Here is a 22,014-nt window from a genome sequence, read left to right on the forward strand (position 1 = left end):
TTGACGCGCCACGGCGGGAGACCCGCAAACGCGTGTCCATGCTCTTCATGGACCTCGTCGGCTCGACGGCTCTCGCGGAGCGGCTGGACCCCGAGCCGCTGCGGCAGGTCATGGACCGGTACTTCGCCAGCTGCGGGGCGTGCATCGCAGAGCACGGCGGGGCGGTGGAGAAGTTCATCGGCGACGCGATCCTCGCCGCTTTCGGCGCCACCGTGGCACACGAGGACGACACGCTGCGCGCGGCGCGGGCGGCCACCGGAGCGCTCGCGGCGCTCGAAGGGCTCAGCGCGGAGCTCAGCGCCGACTACGGGGTGCGGCTCCAGGCGCGGGCCGGGATCTGCACGGGTGACGTCGTGGTGGTCACGACCGTGGGGGACGACTTCCGGGTGATCGGAGATTCGGTCAACACCGCCAGCAGGTTGCAGACGGCTGCTCAGCCAGGCGAGGTGCTGCTCTGCGCCGACACCGCGGCGGTGGTGCGGGGACGCATCGGTGTCGAACCGGTGGCGCCGCTGCGGCTGAAAGGGAAAGCCCGTGAGGTGCCGGCCTGGCGGATCACCGACCGGTCGCCCGTCGAGGACAACCCCCTGCCGGCGGTCCCGTTCATCGGCAGGGACGACGAGCGGGACGAGCTGGAGCACCGATTCCGGCGGGTCCGGCAGCAAAGGCACGTGTGGCTCGCGACGGTCGTCGGCGAACCCGGGATCGGCAAATCGCGGCTCGTACGGCAGTTTCTTGCCGACCTGCCGGAAGGAGCGGCGACCGTACTCACCGGGCACTGCTCGCCGTACGGGAGGGGTATCACGTACCAGCCGCTGGCCGAGATGCTCGGGTCCTTCCCCGGGGGATGGCCGGAGCTCGTCCGGCTGTTGGAGGCGGATCCCGGCCGGGGCGGCCGCACGACGACGGAGAGCTTGACGGTGCGCGCCCTCGGGGCGGTCCTCGGCCGGGACAGCGCAGACGGGAACAGCACCGGTGGCCGGGACGGCGGTACTCGCCGAGTCGGCGGCACCGGCCAGGACGGCCGGCCCGGCCAGGTCGGCGTCGAGGACATCGCCTGCGCGGTCCGGCACCTCCTGGAGGTCCTCGGCCGCGAGCGGCCCGTGATCATGATCTGGGAGGACCTGCACTGGGCCGAGCCCACACTCCTCGACCTCATCGACGACATCGCGACCTGGCTGCAGGACATCCCCGTCCTGCTGCTCTGCGTGGGCCGCAACGAGCTGCTCGACATCCGCAGTTCCCGGGGTGGCAGGAACCCGCGGGCCGCGACGCTGTCACTCGGGCCGTTGACGGACGAGGAGACGGCGGAGCTGGTCGGCCGGCTGGCGCCGCGCAACGATCCGTACCCCCGTGACCGACCGGACTTCCGGCGCCGGGTCGCCGACCTCTGCGACGGCAACCCGCTCTTCGCCGAACAACTCCTCGACGTCTTCGCCGAGACCGGCCCCAGCACCCATATCCCGCCCACCACCCAGGCGGTGCTGGGAGCACGGCTTGACCAGTTGCCCGGCACCGAGCGCACCCTGCTGGAGATGGCCGGCGTGATCGGGCGCGAGTTCACCCCGGAACTGCTCCGGGTGATGGCCGCCACGGACGGGATCGGCGACGCCGCGACCGACACGTACGTGGCGCGGCTCACCCGGCGGCGGATCTTCGAACGCGGGCCGGCCGGAACCTTCCGGTTCACGCAGACCCTGCTACGGGACACGGCGTACGAGTTCATCCCCAAGAGCCGCCGCGAGCAGTGGCACGACCTCCTGGCCGATCAACTCGCCGACGAGCGGCCGCCTGACGCGATGGCGGTGGCGGTCCATGTCGAGGCCAGCCGGCAACTGCGCTGGCAACTGCGGCCCGGCGACCGGCGCCTGCCGCGCCTCGCGGGGGCCGCCGCGGACACGCTGATCCGGGAGGGGATGAGGGCGCTCGCCCGCAAGGACCTCCCAGCTGCGATCCAACTGCTGGAGCGCGGCCGGGAGTTGCTGTCACCCGGTGATCACCGGCATACCGTGCTGGCCCTGAACATCTGCGACGCCGGCATCTGGCTCCAGGACGAGCAGCGCTGTCACAACGCCCTCGCGGCCGCGGAGGCCGCTCAGCCGGACGACCCCGCCGCCGCGGCCACCCGCGCGATCCAGCGCGGGATCGTCGCGCTGCGGCTCGGCCTCACCCCGCCCGCGGCGGTGGCGGAACAGACGGCGGAGATCGCCGCGGGACTCGACCCCGGGGACGACCTCAGCTGGTGCCGGCTGCACCAGCTCCAGGCCTACGTCGAACTCACCGCAGAGCGCGCGGCCTCGGCGGAGGAGCTGATCGGCCGCGGGCTGGACCGGGCGCGGGCACTGAACGACGGCTACCAGCAGGACCTGCTGCTGTGCGCCCGCTGTGAGCTGGCGCAGTGGTCGCCGACACCCGTCGCCACAGGGCTGGAGCTGTGCACCCTGCTCTCCGAACGGTTCGCAGCCGCGCGGGTGCTGCTGATGCCCGTGTTGGTGACGCGGGCGCGGCTGCAGGCGCTCGGCGGGGACATCACCGGGGCCAGGAGCACACTGGCCGAGGCGCTCGCGTACGCGAGGGACGTTCATCTCGATCTGGCCGACGCGGTGGTGCTGGACGCCTCCGGCCATGTGGAGTCGCTCGCCGGCGAGCACGAGGTGGCGGAGGCCCGCTACCGGCAGAGCCTGAGTGTGCTCCGCTCGGCGGAGAAGACCCCCGATACCCGGGGCACAGAGATCGCGATAGCCAGGGAACTCTTCGCCCAGGGCAAGATCGCTGACGCGGCGACGGCCCTCGAACGGGCGGGATCCGGGGGCACGGAGGGAACAGGCACCGATGACGCGGGCCCAGGCCCCCGCACGCGGATCGCCTCCGCCGCGCTGCGCGCCCGGATCGCGTCCGCCCGGGGCGCCCACGACGACGCCCTCGCCGAAGCCACCGCCGCCTGTGCCCTCGCTGTCCGCTCGGACGACCTCACCCTGGCCGGTGAGACCTTCTTCGACATGGCGATCGTTCTCCGCGCCGCCGGCGCGACCGGCCGGGCAACCGAGGAAGCGGCCAGCGCGCTCGGGAAGTTCGAGGCGAAGGGCGCCGCGCTGCCGGCAGCCCGGGTGCGTGACTGGCTCACCGCCGAGAAGGAAGGAGGCACCGATGACTGACCCCGGCAGACCATGGCGCAGGCCGCCGCGCGATCACTTCCCGGGCGTCCCGGCATGGAGTATGCCCGCCTCCGCGATGCCGGAGGAACGGTTCGAGGTCAGCCCCCTCGGGACGGTCACCCCCGAGTGGGCCTGGGGCGGCGCGGACGGCTCCGGGATCCGGGTGTGCCTGCTCGACAGCGGCGTCGAGGCCGATCATCCCCTGGTCGGCGGCCTGGACGGCGCCGTGGACGTGATCGCCGACGAGGACGGCGGCCTCGAGGTCGTACCGACCGACCCGGTGGACAACGCGGGACACGGCACAGCCTGTGCGAGCGTGATCCGTTCCGTGGCCCCCGCCGCCCTGCTCACCTCGGTACGGGTGCTGTCCAGCGGCAAGACCGGCAGCGGCGCCGCTCTGCTGACCGGGCTGGGCTGGGCCGTCGAGCAGGGCTTCGACGTCATCAACATGAGCCTGTCGACCACCCGCACCGACTTCCGCGCCGACCTGCGCGACCTCGCGGACTCCGCCTACTTCCGGCGCTGTGTGATCGTCGCATCCGCCCACAACATGCCCGTACACAGCTACCCGTGGCGCTTTCCCTCGGTCATCTCCGTCGCCAGCCACGACAATCCCGACCCGATGACGTACTACTACAACCCGGCGCCACCGGTCGAGTTCTACGCCCGCGGTGTCCGGGTACCGGTCGCAGGACTCGGCGGCCGGCGGATCCTCACCACCGGGAACAGCTTCGCGACCCCGCACATCGCGGGCATCTGCGCGCTGATCCTCAGCAAACACCGCTGGCTCACCCCGTTCCAACTGAAGTCCGTCCTCTACCTGGCCGCCGAGAACGTGGCCGTACCCGATGGAGATGGAGGCGCGCGTGTCGACTGATCTGCTGGAAGGCGCGGGTATTCCGCAGCGCAGACTGCTTCAGTCCATTGTGGAAGTCGCCCGCAGCGTCTTCGGCGCGGCGGCCACCTCCGTGCTGCTGGTGGACCCGAGCAACGGGGACCTGGTCTTCGAGGCTGTGGCAGGCGAGGGCGAGCATCATCTGCTGGGCTCACGATTCCCCAGCGGTACGGGGATCGCCGGGTGGGCGATGGTGTCCGGGCAACCGCTGGTGGTGGACGACGTCACGGACACCCCCCAGTTCGCCCGCGACGCGGCGGAATCCACGGGCTACGTGCCGCGCAGCATCATGGCCGCGCCGCTGATCTGCGACGGCGACTGCATCGGTGTGCTCGAGGTACTGGACCGGGACAGCCGCCCGCGCTCCGACCTCGGGGACATGGCCTCCCTCGGCCTGCTCGCGATCGAGATGGCCACCGTACTGGAGCTGATCGTCCAGCTCCGCAGGAGCGAGGCGGAGCGAGCCGCCGCGCGGAAGACCGGGCCCGATCTGTCACCCCTGCTGCAACGGGTCGCGGAACGGCTGCCGCGGGCCGACGAGAAGGTGAGCGCGACGGTCTCCCGGCTGCTGATGATGGCCGACGACATGCTCGCCGACGGCGATGGCTGACGGCCCCACGGACTTTCTCTCCCAGCTCACATCCCCCGACCACACCCTCGACGTACGGCCACGGACCGAGCCGGCCATCGTCCTGCTCAGCCGCGCCTGCGACGCGGATCTCGACGCGGTGGAGGGCCTGCTCGCCGGCGTGGGGATCCGGACGGCGCGGCTGAACGCCGACGAGCTCGCGGACACCTGCCTCACGGTGGATCCGCACCGGCGTGCGGCCCGTCTGCACGGGCGCTGGCTGACGCCGACCGTGACCTGGATCAGGCACTTCGCCCCCGCCGCGATCGAGGGTCCGGGAGATCCTGCGCGGATCGCGTTCCTGCGGGAGTCCTGGCAGGCGGCAGCGGCATCGCTGGCCGGTGTCTCCAGGACGAGCCTGCTTGCTTCCGCGCCGGGGCCGCTCGCCCAGCTGGAGTTTGCCCGGGGGCACGGGGTGGCGGTGCCGCGCACGATGGTGACCACCGACCCGTACCGCGCCTTCGCGGAATTCGGCTGCCGACGGCTGGTGGTCAAGGCCGCACACCGGCACTTCGTCGAATCGGAACCCGGGCGACTGCGCGGGGTGTTCCCCGTCGTCGTCGAGCAGCACACCCTGTCCACCGGCGTGGGGCCACCGGTGATCGTGCAGGAGTACGTGGAGCACGAGACGGAGCTGAGGGTCTACTACGTGGCCGGTCAGCTCCACGCTTTCCGGATCGACAAGGGCTCGGCCGCCGCACTCTGGCTGGCGCCCGACACGGTGGGGGTCAGCGCCGTGACCCCGCCCCCGTCGGTGGCCGCGGCCGCCACCCGCCTCGCCGCAGCGATGTCGCTCCGCTACGGGGCCTTCGACTTCCTGCTCCGCGCGGGGACACCGGTTTTCCTGGAGGTCAACCCGGACGGCGACTGGCGCTGGGCGGAACGCAAGTCGCACACCACCCCGGTCACCGCGGCAGTGGCCGCCATGCTCGCGGCGCTGCACCGCGACGCGCCGGATCGTCAGGGGTGTGTCCAGTAGACGGCTCCGGCGCGTGAGGCCCATGCCGTGGATGTGCCGGGCGTGGGTCTCGTTCACGATGAGGACGTTGGTCGCGGACCTCGTGGTGGACGCTGCCACCCGGCGCTCGCGCGAGACCACCCCCGGCGGCACCTGGAGCGGCGGGGCAGCCGACAACTCGGCGCCGCCCCGCCCGAGCTGCGCAACTCCCGTGCGTGGAGCGGCTCCACGTCCTGGCCGAGCAGCACCGCCGACAGCCCCGGGCGCCGTTCGCGTGCCGTCAGGGCGGCCGCAATGCAGGCCATGACGAGACCGGCTCGGCCGGACACTTCACGATTACCCACAGCTCGCGTGACCGGGCCGGATGATGTATCGGCACCCGGAAGATCACCGCGTCGGGTTGACGCCCGAGCATCGATCCGGCGCAGGTCGGAGACCAGACCGGCCTGGTGGGCAGGGCGTCCGGCGGGCCGGGCGGATCGTTCGCCCGGCTTCCGGCCGTCCGGCGGCGGCTGCCCGGCCGCGGGTGGGTCGCGTCGGCATGCGCTGTTCCGGAGATCACCACGGACGGTTCGTCGCGGGTTCATTCGGCCGCGTCGGGGGTTTCTTAGCGTCGCTAACAGTTCGCACTGTTCCACAGGGGAGCGGTGAACGAAAGGCGAAGACGCACATGGAAACACCCAGGGAGTCCGACGGCTCGGGCCGTACGGCCGAATCGTCCGACCTCACCCGTCGGAGGTTCGTGGTCGCGGCCGGTGCCGCCGTCGCCGCGGTCGGCATCGGCGCGGGCACCGCCGATGCGGCCACCGGCTCCGCGGTCAAGGCGACCGGCACCGCGAAGGCGGCCACCGCGGCCACCGGCGTCGTCAACGGATCCGACGCCGGCAAGGCCCCCAAGGGCAAGTGGCTGGCAGGCGACACCCACGTCCACGACGACCACTCGTCCGACGGCAGCGGTCCGCGGCAGACGTCCCACCAGACCCTCCCCGGCAACCTGCCCGTCGGCGACCAGATCGGGCAGGGCGAGAGCGCCGGCCTCGACTTCATGCCGCTGACCGACCACAGGACCTACGACCAGGTCTGGGACCCGCAGTGGAAGTCGTCCAAGCTGCTGCTCCTCCCCGGCGAGGAGGCGAACGGCTCGCCGCACGCCATCGTGCTGGGCAACGTCGACGTGATCGTGGACGGCGCCAACCCGCCCGGCTCCGCGAGCTTCCGCCATGTGCAGCAGTCGGTCTGGGACGCCCATGCCCAGGGCGCGGTGTGGTCGCAGGCCCACCCCGACGACGGCGAGTACACCCGGGCCGACGGCCCGAACGACAACGCCAGCGTCCAGGGCGCGAACCTGGTCGAGGTGCTCAACGTCGCCAGCGACCCCGATGTCGAGGTCGAGTACGCGGAGAACCGCTGGAACGCCGGCTTCCGCTTCGGCGTGGCGGCGGCCAGCGACTGCCACTTCCGCGAGCTGTGGGACGTCGACTCCCCCGGTGAGCCGACCACCCACGTCTACGTGGCCGACCGCTCGGTCCTGGGCATCCTCGACGGTTTCCGCAGCGGCCGCACGACGCTCTCGCAGAGCACCGCCGGTCCGTTCGTCACCATCGAGGCGGACGTCGACGGTGACGGTGTGTTCGAGGCGATGGGCGGCGACGAGGTCGTCGTGGCCGACCGCAAGCTGTCCAAGAAGGCCACGCTGCGCGTGAAGGTCAAGGACGGAAAGGGCACCAGCGTCCTGGTCTACGCGGCCCCCGGCCGCTCCGCAGGCCCCTTCGCGACCTTCCGGCCGCAGCGCGCCAACGAGACGTTCGAGATCCCGCTGGTGCTCAAGGGCACCGACCACGGCTGGTACCGGGTCGAGGTCCGCTCCCCGGGCAGCGCCTCCGGTTCCGAGGCCGACCCGAACCTGCCGGACCAGCTCCGCGCCGCCACCTCGCCCATCTTCGTGTCCGTCGGCGCCCCGGCCGACCCCAGGCCCGAGATCGCGCTCCCGGCGGCCGACACCACCGACGACCAGGCGACGCTGATCACCGGCGACCTGGGCACCTTCACCGGCTTCTCGGACGTCGCGGTCGTCGGCGGTGTCACGCACGTCGTGGCCGAGCTGCACGAGAAGCAGGCCAGCAAGGTGGTCTACCGCCGCCTCAACGCCAAGGGCCGGCTCACCAAGTCCGTCACCGTCTCGGGCCGTTCGGCGACCGCGCGCTTCCCGCGCGTCGTCGCCACCGGCGACGACGTCTGGGTGGTGTGGCAGGACGAGCAGGGCAAGGAGCAGCCGCACCGTCCGGTCGTCCTGCTGGCCCACAGCGCAGACGGTGGCGACTCCTTCAAGGCGCCCGACAAGATCAGCAAGGGCAAGGGCCGCGCGATCAACCCGGCACTGGCGCTGATCGAGGACAAGCACCCGCTGGTCGCCTGGTCCGACAACAGCCAGGGCGCGTTCGACGTCTACGCGCAGATCATCGGCGTCGACAAGGCCGCGGTGAACCTCTCCACGGCCGGCAAGGCGACGAGCCCCGGTGTGCCCGCCGACGCCCGCTCCCCGCGCTACCCCGCCTCACTGTTCCCGGTCATCGCGGTCCAGGACGGCAAGCACGCGGTGATCAGCTGGCAGGACGACCGCTACGACCCGGACCCGCTGTGGACCGGCCACACACCACCCGCCGGCCAGCCGGCGAGCGGCGGCACCGACCCCGACAACTGGCAGGTCCTGGCGTCGGTCCGCAAGGCCCAGAACCGCACCTGGGGCAACCCGGTCCAGGTCAGCAAGGTCACCGACCGCGCCGACCGCCACCCGGGCCTGACCGTGGACGCGGACGGCACGTTCGTCGCCATCTGGCAGAGCGGCGCCCTCCAGAGCTCCGGCGCCAACCTCGCGCTCCGCGCCGCGCGTTCCACCGACGGCGGCACCACCTGGACGGCCTTCGAGCAGGTCGCCCCTGCTCCGGACGCGATGAGCCAGCTGGCGAAGCTGGCCGTCGACCCCGACGGCACGGTACGGGCGGTCTGGTACGACTCCCGCTCGGCGGACTGGCGCTGGAAGATCTTCACCGCCACCCTCGACCCGAAGACCGGCTGGACCCCGGCCACCCAGGTGAGCCACCAGGGCAACAACACCTGGCCGGCGCTCCACCAGGGCGTCGTGGTCTTCACCAGCGACCGCGGCGCGACCCGGACGCAGCGTGACGCGACCCAGCAGGTCTTCCTGACCAAGCTGGTCTGATCCCCCCACGCACAACCCACCCCGGGGCGGCCGGCTCCTCCCGCCGTCCGCCCCGGGCCCACACGCCCCTCCGCGGACCGCTCCCGACAGGGACACCATGCAGCGCGACACCGTCCGCTCACTGCGCCTGAACACCGGACGGGCGTCGCCGCCGTCCGGAACGCGCCCGCTCTGTGCCCGTCGTGATCGGCGCCACCCGTTCAGCGGCCCGTCCCGCGCCCCTGGCGGTATCCGCAGAGCGCCGCACGCCACCGCGACCTAGCGTGAGTCGTGGAGCAGTCCGACGAGGAGGGACCCGAGATGACCGACGCTGGACGAGATGGGCGGGAGCACGGTGACAGCCCCTCACTCGCCGAGGGGCGGAGGTGGGAGAAGGGCTCCTCGGACCGGAGCGGGCCGGGCGCCCCGGCGACCCGCGGCCGCACGACGATCGCGGACGGCGTGGTGGAGAAGATCGCCGGCATGGCGGCCAGGGAAGTGGTGGGCGTGCACGCCATGGGCACCGGCATGTCGCGCACGTTCGGGGCGGTCCGGGACCGGGTGCCCGGGGGCAGGACCTCGGTCTCCCGCGGCGTCAAGGCCGAGGTCGGCGAGGTGCAGGCAGCGCTCGACCTGGACCTCGTCGTCGACTACGACGTCTCGATCGTCGAGGTCGCGCGCACGGTGCGGGAGAACGTGATCGCCGCTGTGGAGCGGATGACCGGACTCGAGGTGGTCGAGGTCAACATCGCGGTCGGCGATGTGAGACTCCCCGAAGAAGACGACGAGGACGACGGTCGTGTCCAGTAGGAGAACACGGGGCCCCGTGCAGGCAGCCGCGGACCCCACCACGCGGTCCGCACGCGTCGCGGGGACACGTACCGAGTCTACGGAGAGCGCCGGATGAGCCTCGCGGTGGCAGGGATGATCTACGGGATGGCATGCGGCTTCGCCGGGTACTTCGGCGGATTCGGGGCTTTCGTGGTGGTGGCGGTGGTCGGCGCGTTCGGCGCGATCGTCGGCAAGTTCGCCGACGGCGACTTCGACCCGGCTGAATTCTTCCGTTCAGGCGTCTTCGACCGTCGCCGCGACCGCGACCGGCCGCGCTGATGCCGGCCACCGGACCCGCACGTCTTGCACCAGCGGAGCGGGGCTCACTGCGGATCGCGAACCGGGTGATCACCCGAATGGCCTCCCGTGCCGCCGGAGAGGAGCTCGATCGTGCGCCCGGTGCCGCACTGGTCCCCCGCGCCACCAGGACGAACGCCTCGGTATCCGTGCGGAAGAACACCGCCCGGCTGCGACTCGCCCTCGAGGTCGGCTATCCCGCCGACCTGGGCGCGGTGAGCGCCGCGGTGCGCCGCCATGTCACCGGCCGGATCGAGGCAATGACCGGGATGGCGGTACCCGAGGTCGTCGTCGAGATCGAGCAACCGCATTCGGAGACCGCTCGCAAAGGCAAGGACAGGGTGCGATGAGCCACCCCTATCCGCCCCCGGACCCCGAACCGGACGGCGAGCCGAACGCGGCCGGCGACCAGGCCCCCTCCGAAAGCCTCGGTGGCCCGAAGCAGGACAAGCCGCGAACGGGTCCTGGGACGCCCGCCGCCAAGCGCTTCTGGTCCGGGCGCCGGGTACCGGCGGCGATCACCGCCGCCCTGGTCCTCGGCCTGGACGTCCTCTTCCTCCAGGACATCGTGTCCGTGCGCTCCGGCAACAGGGCACAGCAATGGCGCAGGAGCCTGGCACAGCAGCTTTCGACCCGCCACCTGGACGACACATGGATCATCCTGGGAGCCTCCGTGTGCGCCGCGCTCGGCTTGTGGCTGCTCGTGCTGGCCTCCACCCCGGGGGTACGCCAGGTACTGCCGATGACGCGTCGCGGGCCGTCGGGCGTTCGCGCCGGTCTCGATCGGCGTGCGGCCGAACTGGTGCTCCGGGACCGGGCGATGGAAGTGCAGGGTATCCGCTGGGCCAAGGTCGCCGTCGGCCGCCGTCGCATCAAGACCCATGCGACCTCCCATTTCCGGGACCTGCCGGATGTGCGGGCTGACTTGGACACCGCCCTGACCCAGGCGGTACGGCAACTCGGCCTCGCCAGGCCTCCCCGCCTCAAGGTCCGGTTGCGGCGGGCCCAGAAGAACGCCTGAGGAGGCACCCGGTGCGTCGGACCCCAGCGAACCGGCTCCTGCTGGCCCTCGTCGGCCTGCCGTTGCTCGCCCTGGGCCTGGCCGTCCTCATCGGCAGTGCGGACCTGCAGCGCCACTGGGACTTCACCTTGCCGACCTCATGGCCTTTCGCGGGCCCCGACGACGTGCTGCTCGCCAGGCACGACCAGATCCGCTACCGCTCGGACGGCTGGTGGTGGCCGGTGGTCATCGCCGGGCTCGCGGTGATCCTGCCGGCCTGCGTGTGGTGGCTGCTGACACAGCTCCGCACCCGCCGGTTGCGCCACCTCTCCATCGACAGCGGTGACCGGCAGGGCGCGCTGGTCGGCGGCCGGGCGCTGGAAAGCGTGCTGACCGCCGAATCGCAGGCCTACGAAGGCGTGAAGCGGGCGGGTGCCACCCTCAGGCTCCGCCGTGGCCGGCCACGGGCCCGGTTCGTCCTCGGTCTGGCCCCGAACGCTGCCCCGGACGATGTCGTGGCCGGCCTGGACGACGAAGTGCTGGCTCACGCCCGCACCTCGACCGGACTGGCCGAACTCCCCGCCGAGGCACGACTGCGGGCCGTCCGGCACCGCGCCCGGCGGGCGAGCTGAGAACGTTCTCGCGCGGGCTCCCGCAGGAGCCTTCTCGACCATTGGGATGGTGCGCCGCGTGACGCGGACCGCCGAGCCGGGCGCGGCGAGTTCGGCCGCCTGTGGGCCTGGCGTCCAGTACGGCGACGAAGTGGTCGCGGCGCGCGGTCCTCCGCTTCGGTCGTCAGACCGCCGGAGCGGCAAGGACACGGCAGGGGTCAGTGTTCGGTGAGCAGTCCGGCGCGGAGCTTGGCCAGCGCCGCGTTCGGAAGTCGGGAGACGTGCATCTGGGAGCAGCCCAGTTCGGCGCCGATCTCGCGCTGGGCCATGTCCTGGCCGAAGCGCAGCTGCAGGATGCGCCGCTCGCGGTCGTCAAGTCCGCCGAGCGGCGGGGCCAGAGCATGCAGATTCTCCAGAAGTTCCATGGCCGGGTCACAGGCGCCGATGCTGTCGGCATAGGCGGGGCCGGTGTCCCCGAACTCGGCACCGCCTCGGGGCAGGTCGATGGTGCATGCGGTGTACCCGTTGGCGGCGACCATGGCCCGGAGGACCTCGTCCTCACCGACCTCCATGTGGGCCGCGAACGTCAGGGCCGCACGGGGGACATCACGTGGTGGCCCCGCTGACCCGGAGCCCGAAGGGGAACGGCACTGGAGTGCTCCAACGCGGCTCGCAAGGGAGCGGCGCCCCCGTCCCACCGGACCGATCGCTCCAAGAGAGGCACCACCGTGAAGGCACTGACCTGGCACGGCAAGCACGACGTGCGCGTCGACACCGTCCCGGACCCGGTGATCCAGGAACCCGCGGACATCGTCGTCAAGGTGACAACTACTGGTCTGTGCGGCTCCGACCTGCACCTGTACGAGGTCTTGGGCCCCTTCCTCGACGCGGGCGACATCCTGGGACACGAACCGATGGGCATCGTGGAGGAAGTCGGACCCGACGTCACGGCGCTAAGGGTGGGCGACCGGGTGGTCGTGCCGTTCAACGTCTCCTGCGGTACCTGCTTCATGTGCGAGCAGGGCCTGCACTCCCAGTGCGAGACGACGCAGGTCCACGAGCACGGCAGCGGCGGGTCTCTCTTCGGGTACACCAAACTCTACGGTCAGGTGCCGGGCGGTCAGGCGGAGTACCTGCGGGTCCCCTTCGGGAACACCCTCCCCATCGCCGTCCCGCCCGGCCCCGCTGACGACCGGTTCGTCTACCTCTCCGACGTCCTGCCCACTGCGTGGCAGGCCGTCGACTACGCCGCTGTGCCCCCGGAGGGCACGGTGGCCGTGCTCGGCCTCGGCCCGATCGGGGACATGGCCGCCCGCATCGCCGCCCACCGCGGCGCCGGCCAGGTCATCGGCATCGACATCGTGCCGGAGCGCCTGCGCCGCGCTCAGGCTCGCGGGGTGCACACCTTCGACCTCACCGAGTACGGCGACAAGATCACCGATGCCGTCCGGGAGGCCACCGGTGGCCGCGGTCCCGACTCGGTCATCGACGCCGTGGGAATGGAGGCCCACGGGGCACCCCTGGCCAAGGGCATGCAGCAGGTGACCACCCTGCTGCCGGACGCGCTCGCCTCGCGGATGATGCAGCGGGCCGGCGTCGACCGCCTGACCGCTCTCCACCTCGCCATCGAACTGGTCCGGCGGGGCGGCACCATCTCCCTGTCGGGCGTCTACGGCGGGATGGCCGATCCCCTCCCCCTGCTGACCATGTTCGACAAGCAGATCCAGCTGCGCATGGGCCAGGCCAACGTCTGGCGCTGGGTGGACGACCTCCTCCCCCTCCTGACCGACGCCGACCCCTTGGGCGTCGACGACTTCGCCACCCACCGGCTGCCTCTGGCCGAGGCCCCGCACGCGTACGAGATGTTCCAGAAGAAGCAGGACGGGGCGGTCAAGGTGCTGTTCACGCCCTGACCGCACGCTTCGACGCGCCACCGTCCCGCGCCGCTGCGGTGATCGAGCGGACGCCCCATCGTGCGGCCGGAGAGTCTGCGGACGGCGACGATCGATAGAACCCCTCTTGGAAGGCGATCTCTCATGAAGAAGGCGTACCCCGGCTCCGCGCTGGCCGGTCTGCTGCCCGATGCCGGAGGGCCCGGGCGCGTCCTCGCCGCGATGGGCGCGCTGGAGGGTGCCGAGGCGCTGGACGGCGTGGCGGGTTCCTTGCGGCGGGTCGTGCGAGCGCTGCCGCTGGGCCGGTGCAGGGACGTGCTGCACGGCCGGTGGCTGGGGCACCCGGTGCACCCCCTGCTCGTGCAGGTACCCATGGGCGCCTGGCTGTCGTCCGCGGTTCTGGATCTGGTGCCGGGTGCGCGGCGCCAGTCGGCGCTCCTGCTGGGAGTGGGCTTGGCGGGGGCGGGGCCCGCCGCGCTGGCCGGCTGGGCCGACTGGGCCGAGCTGGAAAAAGAGCAGGCACGCGTCGGCCTGGCCCACGCCGCGCTCAACACGGTGGCCATCAGCTGCTATGCCGGATCGCTGGGGCTCCGGCTGACCGGCCGGCACCGGCGGGGGCGGCTCCTGGCCCTCGCCGGTCTCACCACCGTCTCTCTCAGCGGAGCCTTGGGCGGCCACCTCGCCTACCGCCAGGCGGCGGGCGCGAATCACGCCGAGGCCGTTCCCCGTCTGGTGGCGCCAGGCTGGCACGCGATCGGCGCGCTGACCGAACTGCCGGTCGGACAGCCGGTGCGCCGGCTCGTCGATGACACCGCGGTCGTCGTGGTCAGGCAGCATGACGACGAGCTGCACGTGCTGGCAGACCGCTGCAGCCATCTGGGCGGCCCGCTGTCCGAAGGAGAAGTCGCCGGCGGATGTGTGACGTGCCCCTGGCACGGCAGCACATTCCGCCTGGCGGACGGGTGGAACGTGACCGGCCCGGCAACGGCCCCGCAGCCCGCCTTCGACACCCGGGTCGAAGGCGGGCTGGTCCAGGTGCGCCTACGGGACGGAGCAGAACCACGGAGCTGAAGGCATCCATCCCGCCGCCCCGCGGCAGCCGCGCGTCAGCACGTGCCGCGCCCTGCCGTGATCGCGGAAGGAAACGCGCACCATCATGGGGCCACTCGGAAGCTCCCGTCCTGGACGCCATACCGGCCTACCAGGAACCGCACCAGCCGGCCCTTCACTCCGCCGGAGCACAAGCAGGGGCGCGGCGCCGATCCCCGGGTGCGTGCCGTACGTGGATCAGGTGCGCATGGGCCGCCGTCGGTTGCGGTCCGACAACGCCTGCCAGATGACCAGGAGCTCGTTGGAGGACATCCACGACGGCGAGTCCTACGCCGCCATCGCCGCCATGACCGCCGGCCCGGCTCAACCGCTTGCCGACCGCGGCATCCGCGCCGACGGCGTCGCCCCTGGACCGGACGGTGCGGGTCAGTTCTCGCTGAGCATCCCGGCCCGGAGCTTCTTCAGGGTGCGGGACAGCAGGCGGGAGACGTGCATCTGGGAGTAGCCGAGCTGCTCGCCGATCTCGGCCTGGGTGAGTTCCTGGCCGAAGCGCAGTTGCAGCAGCAGGCGCTCACGGTCGTCGAGGCGGCCGAGGAGGGGGGCCAGTGCGTGGAAGTCCTCGACCAGTTCCATGGCCGGGTCGCAGGCGCCGATGGTCTCGGCGTAGGAACGGCCGGAGTCCGCGCCGGCTTCTTCGGCGTCACCGGCGGGCAGGTCCAGCGAGCCGGCGGTGTAGCCGTTGGAGGCCACCAGGCCCTCGATGACCTCCTCCTCGCTGATCTCCAGGTAGGCGGCCAGCTCGGCGACGGTCGGCGGTGCGTCCAGGACCGAGGTGAGGTGGTCGCGGGCCTTGGCCAGCTCCACCCGCAGCTCCTGAAGCCGCCGCGGCACATGGACGGCCCAGGTGGTGTCGCGGAAGAAGCGCTTCATCTCGCCGACGATGTACGGCACCGCGAAGGTGGTGAACTCCACCTCGCGGCTGAGCTCGAAGCGGTCGATCGCCTTGATCAGACCGATCGTGCCGACCTGGAGGATGTCCTCCCACTCCTCCGGACTGCGTCCTCGGAAGCGGCGGGCGCTGAACTGGACCAGCGACATGTTCATCTCGATCAGGGTGTTCCGCGCGTACGAATACGCCGCGGTGCCCTCCTCCAGGGTCTGCAACCGGTCGAAGAACAGCCGGGACAGCTCCCGGGCGTCCTTCGGGGCGACCTTGCCGGCGTCCTCGACCCACGGCAGGCCGGCCATCTCCCGGTCCGTCGTCCAGGCACCCGTGCCCGAGACAGCGGCCGCGTCCTTCACAGCATGGTCAATGGTCATGTCATCACCTCTCGGGCTCCGGTTCAGGCGTCCTGATGCCCCCACGGGCACCAGTCATGCACACAATCTCGGTGCAGTTTGCCAGGCAGCCGGTCAGGCAGCTTGGGCGAGTTCCGCCTGTCCGAACAACAGGGCGTAGTTGCAGGGGAGTTCGGCGAGAACGCGGGTGAGCAGATCAGCGGGCACCAGCGCGGCGACAGCGCTGAGCACGGCACTGGCATTCCAGCGGGCGACGGCCGGGCTCACATCGGTGCGGGCGGCGAGGTCCTGCACGAAGCCCCAGCCGGTGAGGGATCGCGGGGCGGGAGCTCCCGCGTCCAGGGCGCGGACGGCCTCGGCGGGCAGGTGCGCGGCGAGTTCGCCGCGCAGGCCGCCGCCGAGTTGGGCCCCCAGCGCCCCGAGTACGGAACGTGTGACCTCGTCGGCCCGTTCCCGGGTCGGGTAGGCGCCGTCGTAGCGGATGCGTTCGAGCATCAGGTCGTAGCTGAGCGCCGGTGCGATCCGGCGCTGTCCGGGCTGCGCGGACATGGGTGGAGAGCGAGCCTTTCGTCTCGGCCGGTGGCCGGCCCGCAGAACGGGCCGGCCACCGGCAGGGGGAAGGGGGAAGGGGGACGGCCGGGGCGGCGTACCGGGAGACGCAGCCGCCCTCGGCCGGCGACGGGCCGGGAGTCAGCCGGTGATCTCCTGCCGGGCCGCTCCCGCGCCGACGGTGACCTTGCGGGCCTTGGCACGCTCGGCGATCGGGATGCGCAGCGTCAGCACCCCGGCCTCGTAGTCGGCCCGGATGCGCTCGGTATCCAGGGCGTCGGCCAGCAGGATCCGGCGGGAGAAGACGCCGAGCGGCCGCTCGGACACGTCCACCTGCACAGCGTCGCCCTGCGGGGCGGGGCGCCGCTCGGCCTTGACGGTCAGGGTGTCGCGCTCGATGTCGATGTCGATCGCCTCCGGGGACACCCCGGGCAGATCGAAGGACACCACGTACTCCTCGCCGTCGCGGTACGCGTCCATGGGCATCGCCGCCGGCCTCGTCCAGGTGCCGGAGCGCATGAGCTGCTCGGTGAGTCGGTCCAGTTCACGGAAGGGGTCGGTACGCATCAGCATCGCGGAACACCTCCAGGAAGTCGGGCAGTTTCTGCCGGGTGTCGTTCACCTGCCCACTGTTGTAGCATGTCATCCATCGGATGACAAACAACCTCGTCACCCGGAGGGTGACACCAAAGGAGAGGCACCGTGACAGCAGACCCCACGCCACCGCCCCCACCGCCGCAACACGGCACGGCCACCTCATTCCTCGCGGCCGCCGCAGCGCTGGAGACCATCAGGACAGCGCTGCGCCACGCCAGTACCGCGCAGCCCGGCGCCGACCCGGAACCCGGCGAAGGCGCGCAGCAGGCCCTGGACTCCCTGCTCCTGCTGCGCGAAGTGCGCGAACAGCTCGCCGGATGGGAAACCGGCCTCATCGAGACGGCCCGAACGGCCGGAGCCAGCTGGGCCGACCTGGCGAACCCCCTGGGCGTCGCCAGCCGCCAGGCCGCGGAACGCCGCTACCTGCGCCTGCGCCCCGGCCCACCCGGCTCCACCGGCGAGGAACGCGTCAACGCCACCCGCAACCAGCGCGCCGCCGACCGGACCGTCGACACCTGGGCCAGAAGCAACGCGGCCGACCTGCGCCGACTCGCCGGCCAGATCACCACGCTCACCGACCTACCCGCCGCCGCCCGCACCGCCCTCGGCGACCTCGACACGGCACTCGCCGCGGACGACACCGCCAGCCTGCTCAGCCCCCTGACAGCCATCCGCCCCCACCTGCGAAGCGGCCACCCCGACCTCGCCACCCGCGTCGACGACGTCACCCGGCACACCGACCGCCTCCGCGACACCCGCGGCGGCGACGCCCGCAAGCCCTGAACGGGAGCGGCGATCCCAGCTGCGGTCAGTCGACCGCGATCCCCGCGGTTCCTGCCCTCCCCCAGGCGGACACGCCGGCGCAGAGAGCCCACGCAGCTCCCAGGCGGCAGATGGTGCAGCCGGCCGGACGGTCGACGCTTCTCCGCAGGAACCGCGGTACGAGGTGCGCAGCTGCTGCGCCAGCTCACCCGGTCACCTCGGAGATCGTCGCGTGTGTGACCATGCCGCGCTCCTGTCCGCCGATCCCCTTCCACGATTACCCCGAAATGCACTATTTGATCGAGCCGGCAGGATTCGTCGCACTCCAACGCCCACCACCGGCGATGACGAAATATCCCTCATCGGTATTTTCACGGATTTCACCCCGTTTCATACCGCATCATTCCCTGCCACCACGCACCCTCGCGCAGCCCGACCACCGGTCCCTGCCCACTCCGCGGCCAGGGACCGGTGCATGTGCTCTCAGGCATCGCCAGAGCTACACACCGTCGTTCGGGGCAGGCTCAAGTGCAGGATTCGCGGGGGAAGGACCCCGGACCGCCACCCACAGGGAGCTGTGCGGGGCGGTCGGCACCGGCTGCGGGCAGCCGGGCCAGGGCCTTCCGTCGTCGAGCAGTGAGGAGTAGAGCGTGAACGCGGAGGAGACGAAAGAGGGCGAACAGCCCGACCTGACCAGCGGCGGGGACCGCCGGGACGGAGCAACGACGCTGGCGGGGGTGCTGGCGGCGGCGGAGGCCGCAGCGCCCGTGGAGTCCCTCGATGTGGTCGCGCGGCTGCTCAAGGATCGCCTCGGCGCGGAGTCGGTGTCGTTCCTGATCACCGATTTCTCCGGAAGTTCGGTCGTCCGGCTCGGGGCCGCGGGCAGCATCGAGACCGGAGAGCCGGCCCGGCGCATCCCCCTGCGGGGCACCCTGTACGACGACGTGATCCGCACCCAGCAGCCGCAGGTGCGGGACAGGGGCAGGGGGACCTACGTCCGCGTCGTCGCCCCGGTGACCAACCGCGGGGACGCCATCGGACTCCTGGAGCTGTTCCTGCCCTCGGCGCCGGACGGGGAGGTGATGCGGGAGATCGCCGAGAGCGCGCACGCGCTGGCCTACATCGTCATCGCCAACCGCTCCTACACCGATGTCTACCAGTGGGGCCGCCGTACCGTCCCGCTGAGCCTGGCCGCGGAGATCCAGCACCGCCTGCTCCCGACCTCTCTGGCATGCGAGGCGGCGCAGTTCGCCGTCGCCGGGGCCCTGGAACCCGCCGAGCACGTCGGAGGCGACACGTTCGACTACGTGCTCGACCGTGACACCGTCCAGCTCTCTGTCACCGACGCCATGGGCCACGACGTGCGGGCGGCACTCCTGGCCACCCTCGTCGTGGGGGCTCTGCGGCGGGCGCGGCGGGCGGGCGCCGCCCTCGTGGAGCAGGCCCGCCAGGCCGACCAGGCCATGCAGGACCATGCCCGCGAGGGCTACGTCACCGGTCAGCTGCTGCGCATCAGCCTGCTCGACGGTGCGGCGGAGTTCGTCAACGCCGGGCACCCCTGGCCGCTGCGGATCCGGGACGGCAGCGTGTCGCAGATCAGCCCCAAGGTCGATCTGCCGTTCGGCGTCCGGCTCCGGCACACCTACCGCGTGCAGTCGCTGGACCTGAGGCCAGGCGACCGCCTGGTGATGCTCACCGACGGCATGCTGGAACGAAACGCCCAGGGCCTGGACCTGTCGGACCTGATCATCGAGACCCGTGCACTGCACCCCCGCGAGGCCGCCCGCGCCCTGATCGCAGCGGTGGTCGACGCCAACGAGGGCCACCTCAGGGACGACGCGACCGTGATGTGCCTGGACTGGCACGGGGCCGGCCGCTCACGCCGCGACGCCGCCGCCGGTGCCGACGTCGCCGGCGCTTCGCACCCCGCGACCGGACTGACCCGATCCGGGCGGTGACAGCCCGGGGCGGCAGGGCACCGCGGCCGCTTCGATCCGACGTGTCCTGCGCGGGGGTACGGGAGGGCTTCGCCGGGCCGCTGATGAGGTCCGCCCATGTTTTTGCGCCCACATGCGGATAGGACGGGCCGACGGGGACAGGCGAAGCGGTCAGGGGCGGGTGAAGCTTGGGACAACAGGCGTCAGCCCAGGGGTCGACAGCGGCTCTCCGGCCGGAGAGCCGGACCAGCGACCCGCGCGAGCCCTTCCCCCCAGCTCAGCTCTCACATTGCACGCCGGAGAGCGCCCGGAGAGCACGGGCCACGTGCACCGGCCGGCGCCGCACACCCGATGGAGGTTTCAGGTGTCCGTTTCATCCGCGTCCTCTCCCGAGTCCGATCCGCTTGCCCTTCTGTCCGCCGCAGGGGTGTCCGTGTGGTTGGACGATCTCTCACGCGAGTTGCTGGCCGGCGGTGAGCTGCAGAGGCTTGTCACGGACCGGCATGTGGTGGGAGTGACGACAAATCCCACGATCTTCGCCTCGGCGCTGTCAAAGGGCGAGCGGTACAACGAGCAATTGCGTGCTCTGGGCGCCAAGGGCGGGAGCGTCGACGACGCGGTGTTCGCGCTGACCACCGACGACGTCCGGGAGGGTTGCGATGTTCTCGCCCCGGTGCATGAGCGCACCGGCGGGGTCGACGGGCGGGTCTCGATCGAGGTCGACCCCCGGTCGGCACGTGACGCCGACGCCACCATCGAGCAGGCGCGCAGACTGTGGGAGACGGTCGACCGGCCGAACCTGCTGGTGAAGATCCCTGCCACCCGCGAGGGGCTGGCCGCGATCACCGCGGCCACCGCCGCAGGCATCAGCGTCAACGTCACCCTGATCTTCTCCCTGGACCGCTACCGCGCGGTGATGGACGCCTATCTCACCGGGCTGGAGCAGGCGCAACAGGCCGGACACGACCTCTCACGGATCCACTCCGTCGCCTCGTTCTTCGTCTCGCGGGTCGACACCGAGACCGACCGCCGCCTGGACGGGATCGGCACCCCCGAGGCGGCGGCGTTGAAGGGCAAGGCCGCCGTCGCCAACGCCCGCCTGGCCCACCAGGCCTACGAGGAGATGACGGCGGGGCCGCGCTGGCAGGCCCTGGCCGCCGCCGGCGCCCGTCCGCAGCGGCCCTTGTGGGCGTCCACCGGCGTCAAGAACAAGGACTACCCCGACACCCTGTACGTCCGCGAGCTCGCCGTCCCCGGCACCGTGAACACCATGCCCGGCAGCACCCTGGAAGCCTTCGCCGATCACGGCACCCTCCCCGCCCAGCCCCCGGCCACCATCGGCTACGGCGCCGCGGCCGCCCACCTCGAAGCCCTGGCGGCGATCGGTATCGACTTCACGGACGTCACCGACACCCTGGAACGCGAAGGACTGACCAAATTCGAGGACAGCTGGGCCGAACTCGGCGAAACCGTCCACCGCGAAATGCACCCCACCGAAGACGACCGAGCCCGGCAGCGGGGAGGCGGACCGGCGAAAGCCGCACCCGCCGGTGCGGGCCTGCTCGCCGTCTACCTCAACGACCACCTGTCAGGAGCGACGGCCGGCCTTGAGCTCTTCCGCCGGGCCGCGCAGACACAGCAGGGCCGGGAGTACGGCTCGGAGTTGGCCGAACTGAGCCGCCAGGTGGAGCAGGATCGCGACTCGCTGACGCAGATCATGGCCGACCTGGGTGTGTCCACCGACCAGGCCAAGGTCGCACTCGGCTGGCTGGCCGAGAAGGCAGGCCGCCTCAAGCCCAACGGCCATATCTTCTCCCGCTCCCCGCTCAGCGACCTGCTGGAACTGGAATCCATGCTGCTGGGTGTCCAGGGCAAGGCAGCGTGCTGGCGCACCCTGCGCGCCCTGGCGGACGCAGACGAGCGCCTGTACGCCGAGCACCTCGACACCCTCGTGGAGCGCGCCGAACAGCAGAGCGCGGCCCTGGAGCAATTCCGGCTCGCCGCAGCCGAACGTGTCCTGCCCACCGCACGGCCCTCCGCGTGACCTGTTCCCGCGTTCCGGCCGTCCGGGGCCGCGGAAAAGCTTGTGGTGATCCGTGCGCGACGACGCTGAAGCCCCACCGTATCCGGCTCGATCGAGGCGGCACGCTCCCGGCGCAAGGAGCCGTGTCCGTCACCGGCAATCGCGCAGGGCACCGGCGCACCGTGAACCCCTCCACCAAACAGGTGACGGCAGACCTGATCGGATGAATTCGTGCGCCTCCCGGGTGCGCTGCCGCGTCGCATCCATCGATGCGGGTAACCGCATCCTGCGAACCCACAGACCCCTCTCGTGACACACCGCTTCACTCCCT

At 71.7% G+C, this 22,014-nt stretch carries 19 protein-coding genes; 15 read left to right on the plus strand and 4 right to left on the minus strand.

What is annotated here, in order from left to right; translation table 11 throughout:
• Positions 1-32: 32 nt before the first annotated feature.
• The 10 genes from ACGFMP_RS14195 to amaP all read left to right on the plus strand — a co-directional run bounded on the left by ACGFMP_RS14195 (position 33) and on the right by amaP (position 11,595).
• On the plus strand, positions 33-3,155 hold the full coding sequence (locus ACGFMP_RS14195; RefSeq protein ID WP_393672511.1) for an ATP-binding protein: 3,123 nt from the start codon (positions 33-35) through the stop codon (positions 3,153-3,155).
• Entirely contained in the window at positions 3,148-4,032 is an 885-nt protein-coding gene (locus ACGFMP_RS14200) for a S8 family serine peptidase (RefSeq protein WP_393672512.1), read from the plus strand. Before ACGFMP_RS14195 ends, ACGFMP_RS14200 begins: the two co-directional genes overlap by 8 nt.
• A complete protein-coding gene (locus ACGFMP_RS14205) occupies positions 4,022-4,660 on the plus strand; it encodes a GAF domain-containing protein (protein ID WP_393672513.1) in 639 nt (212 codons plus the stop codon). The genes ACGFMP_RS14200 and ACGFMP_RS14205 overlap by 11 nt, the downstream gene beginning before the upstream one ends.
• Positions 4,653-5,657: a RimK family alpha-L-glutamate ligase gene (locus tag ACGFMP_RS14210; RefSeq protein WP_393672514.1), complete on the plus strand. Its 1,005-nt coding sequence runs from the start codon at positions 4,653-4,655 to the stop codon at positions 5,655-5,657. Before ACGFMP_RS14205 ends, ACGFMP_RS14210 begins: the two co-directional genes overlap by 8 nt.
• A 649-nt stretch (positions 5,658-6,306) precedes the next feature.
• Positions 6,307-8,856: a CehA/McbA family metallohydrolase gene (locus ACGFMP_RS14215; protein WP_393672515.1), complete on the plus strand. Its 2,550-nt coding sequence runs from the start codon at positions 6,307-6,309 to the stop codon at positions 8,854-8,856.
• Positions 8,857-9,156: 300 nt separating this feature from the next.
• Positions 9,157-9,645, plus strand: coding sequence for an Asp23/Gls24 family envelope stress response protein (locus ACGFMP_RS14220; RefSeq protein WP_393672516.1), 489 nt, complete (start codon positions 9,157-9,159; stop codon positions 9,643-9,645).
• A 93-nt stretch (positions 9,646-9,738) separates the two neighbouring features.
• Positions 9,739-9,945, plus strand: a complete 207-nt coding sequence (locus ACGFMP_RS14225; protein ID WP_393672518.1) for a hypothetical protein — start codon at positions 9,739-9,741, stop codon at positions 9,943-9,945.
• Between the two features lie 77 nt (positions 9,946-10,022).
• Positions 10,023-10,313 (plus strand): hypothetical protein, encoded by a 291-nt coding sequence (locus ACGFMP_RS14230; protein WP_393672519.1) that lies wholly within the window; start codon positions 10,023-10,025, stop codon positions 10,311-10,313.
• The gene (locus ACGFMP_RS14235) at positions 10,310-10,984 is read left to right on the plus strand and encodes a DUF6286 domain-containing protein (RefSeq protein ID WP_393672520.1); all 675 of its coding nucleotides are present in this window, start codon (positions 10,310-10,312) and stop codon (positions 10,982-10,984) included. The genes ACGFMP_RS14230 and ACGFMP_RS14235 overlap by 4 nt, the downstream gene beginning before the upstream one ends.
• A gap of 11 nt (positions 10,985-10,995) precedes the next feature.
• Positions 10,996-11,595, plus strand: a complete 600-nt coding sequence (gene amaP / locus ACGFMP_RS14240) for an alkaline shock response membrane anchor protein AmaP (protein WP_393672521.1) — start codon at positions 10,996-10,998, stop codon at positions 11,593-11,595.
• A gap of 197 nt (positions 11,596-11,792) precedes the next feature.
• On the opposite strand, the gene ACGFMP_RS14245 is transcribed toward amaP, so the two are convergent.
• Positions 11,793-12,146, minus strand: a complete 354-nt coding sequence (locus ACGFMP_RS14245) for a sigma-70 family RNA polymerase sigma factor (protein ID WP_393672522.1) — start codon at positions 12,144-12,146, stop codon at positions 11,793-11,795.
• A 156-nt stretch (positions 12,147-12,302) separates the two neighbouring features.
• On the opposite strand from ACGFMP_RS14245, the gene ACGFMP_RS14250 reads away from it, so the two are divergent.
• Positions 12,303-13,487 carry a zinc-dependent alcohol dehydrogenase gene (locus ACGFMP_RS14250; protein WP_393672523.1) on the plus strand — a complete coding sequence of 395 codons (1,185 nt, stop codon included), beginning with the start codon at positions 12,303-12,305 and terminating at the stop codon, positions 13,485-13,487.
• 123 nt (positions 13,488-13,610) lie between these two features.
• Complete coding sequence (locus tag ACGFMP_RS14255; RefSeq protein WP_393672524.1) at positions 13,611-14,537, plus strand: Rieske 2Fe-2S domain-containing protein; 927 nt, start codon at positions 13,611-13,613, stop codon at positions 14,535-14,537.
• A 405-nt stretch (positions 14,538-14,942) separates the two neighbouring features.
• Here the strand turns inward: ACGFMP_RS14255 and ACGFMP_RS14260 are convergent, their stop codons facing one another.
• From ACGFMP_RS14260 to ACGFMP_RS14270, 3 genes are all read right to left on the minus strand, one after another.
• Complete coding sequence (locus tag ACGFMP_RS14260; protein ID WP_393672819.1) at positions 14,943-15,764, minus strand: SigB/SigF/SigG family RNA polymerase sigma factor; 822 nt, start codon at positions 15,762-15,764, stop codon at positions 14,943-14,945.
• A gap of 165 nt (positions 15,765-15,929) precedes the next feature.
• Positions 15,930-16,364 (minus strand): DUF2267 domain-containing protein, encoded by a 435-nt coding sequence (locus tag ACGFMP_RS14265; RefSeq protein ID WP_393672525.1) that lies wholly within the window; start codon positions 16,362-16,364, stop codon positions 15,930-15,932.
• 141 nt (positions 16,365-16,505) lie between these two features.
• The gene (locus ACGFMP_RS14270) at positions 16,506-16,937 is read right to left on the minus strand and encodes an Hsp20/alpha crystallin family protein (RefSeq protein WP_393672526.1); all 432 of its coding nucleotides are present in this window, start codon (positions 16,935-16,937) and stop codon (positions 16,506-16,508) included.
• A 129-nt stretch (positions 16,938-17,066) separates the two neighbouring features.
• Between ACGFMP_RS14270 and ACGFMP_RS14275 the strand changes: the two genes are divergently transcribed.
• The 3 genes from ACGFMP_RS14275 (at position 17,067) to tal (ending at position 21,704) form a co-directional block, all read left to right on the plus strand.
• A complete protein-coding gene (locus tag ACGFMP_RS14275; RefSeq protein WP_393672527.1) occupies positions 17,067-17,744 on the plus strand; it encodes a type III effector protein in 678 nt (225 codons plus the stop codon).
• Between the two features lie 707 nt (positions 17,745-18,451).
• The gene (locus ACGFMP_RS14280) at positions 18,452-19,681 is read left to right on the plus strand and encodes a PP2C family protein-serine/threonine phosphatase (RefSeq protein WP_393672821.1); all 1,230 of its coding nucleotides are present in this window, start codon (positions 18,452-18,454) and stop codon (positions 19,679-19,681) included.
• A gap of 112 nt (positions 19,682-19,793) precedes the next feature.
• On the plus strand, positions 19,794-21,704 hold the full coding sequence (gene tal, locus ACGFMP_RS14285) for a transaldolase (protein ID WP_393672528.1): 1,911 nt from the start codon (positions 19,794-19,796) through the stop codon (positions 21,702-21,704).
• Positions 21,705-22,014 lie beyond the last annotated feature (310 nt).

The sequence above is a fragment of the Streptomyces sp. NPDC049040 genome (genome assembly GCF_043197715.1).
GTDB lineage: Bacteria > Actinomycetota > Actinomycetes > Streptomycetales > Streptomycetaceae > Actinacidiphila.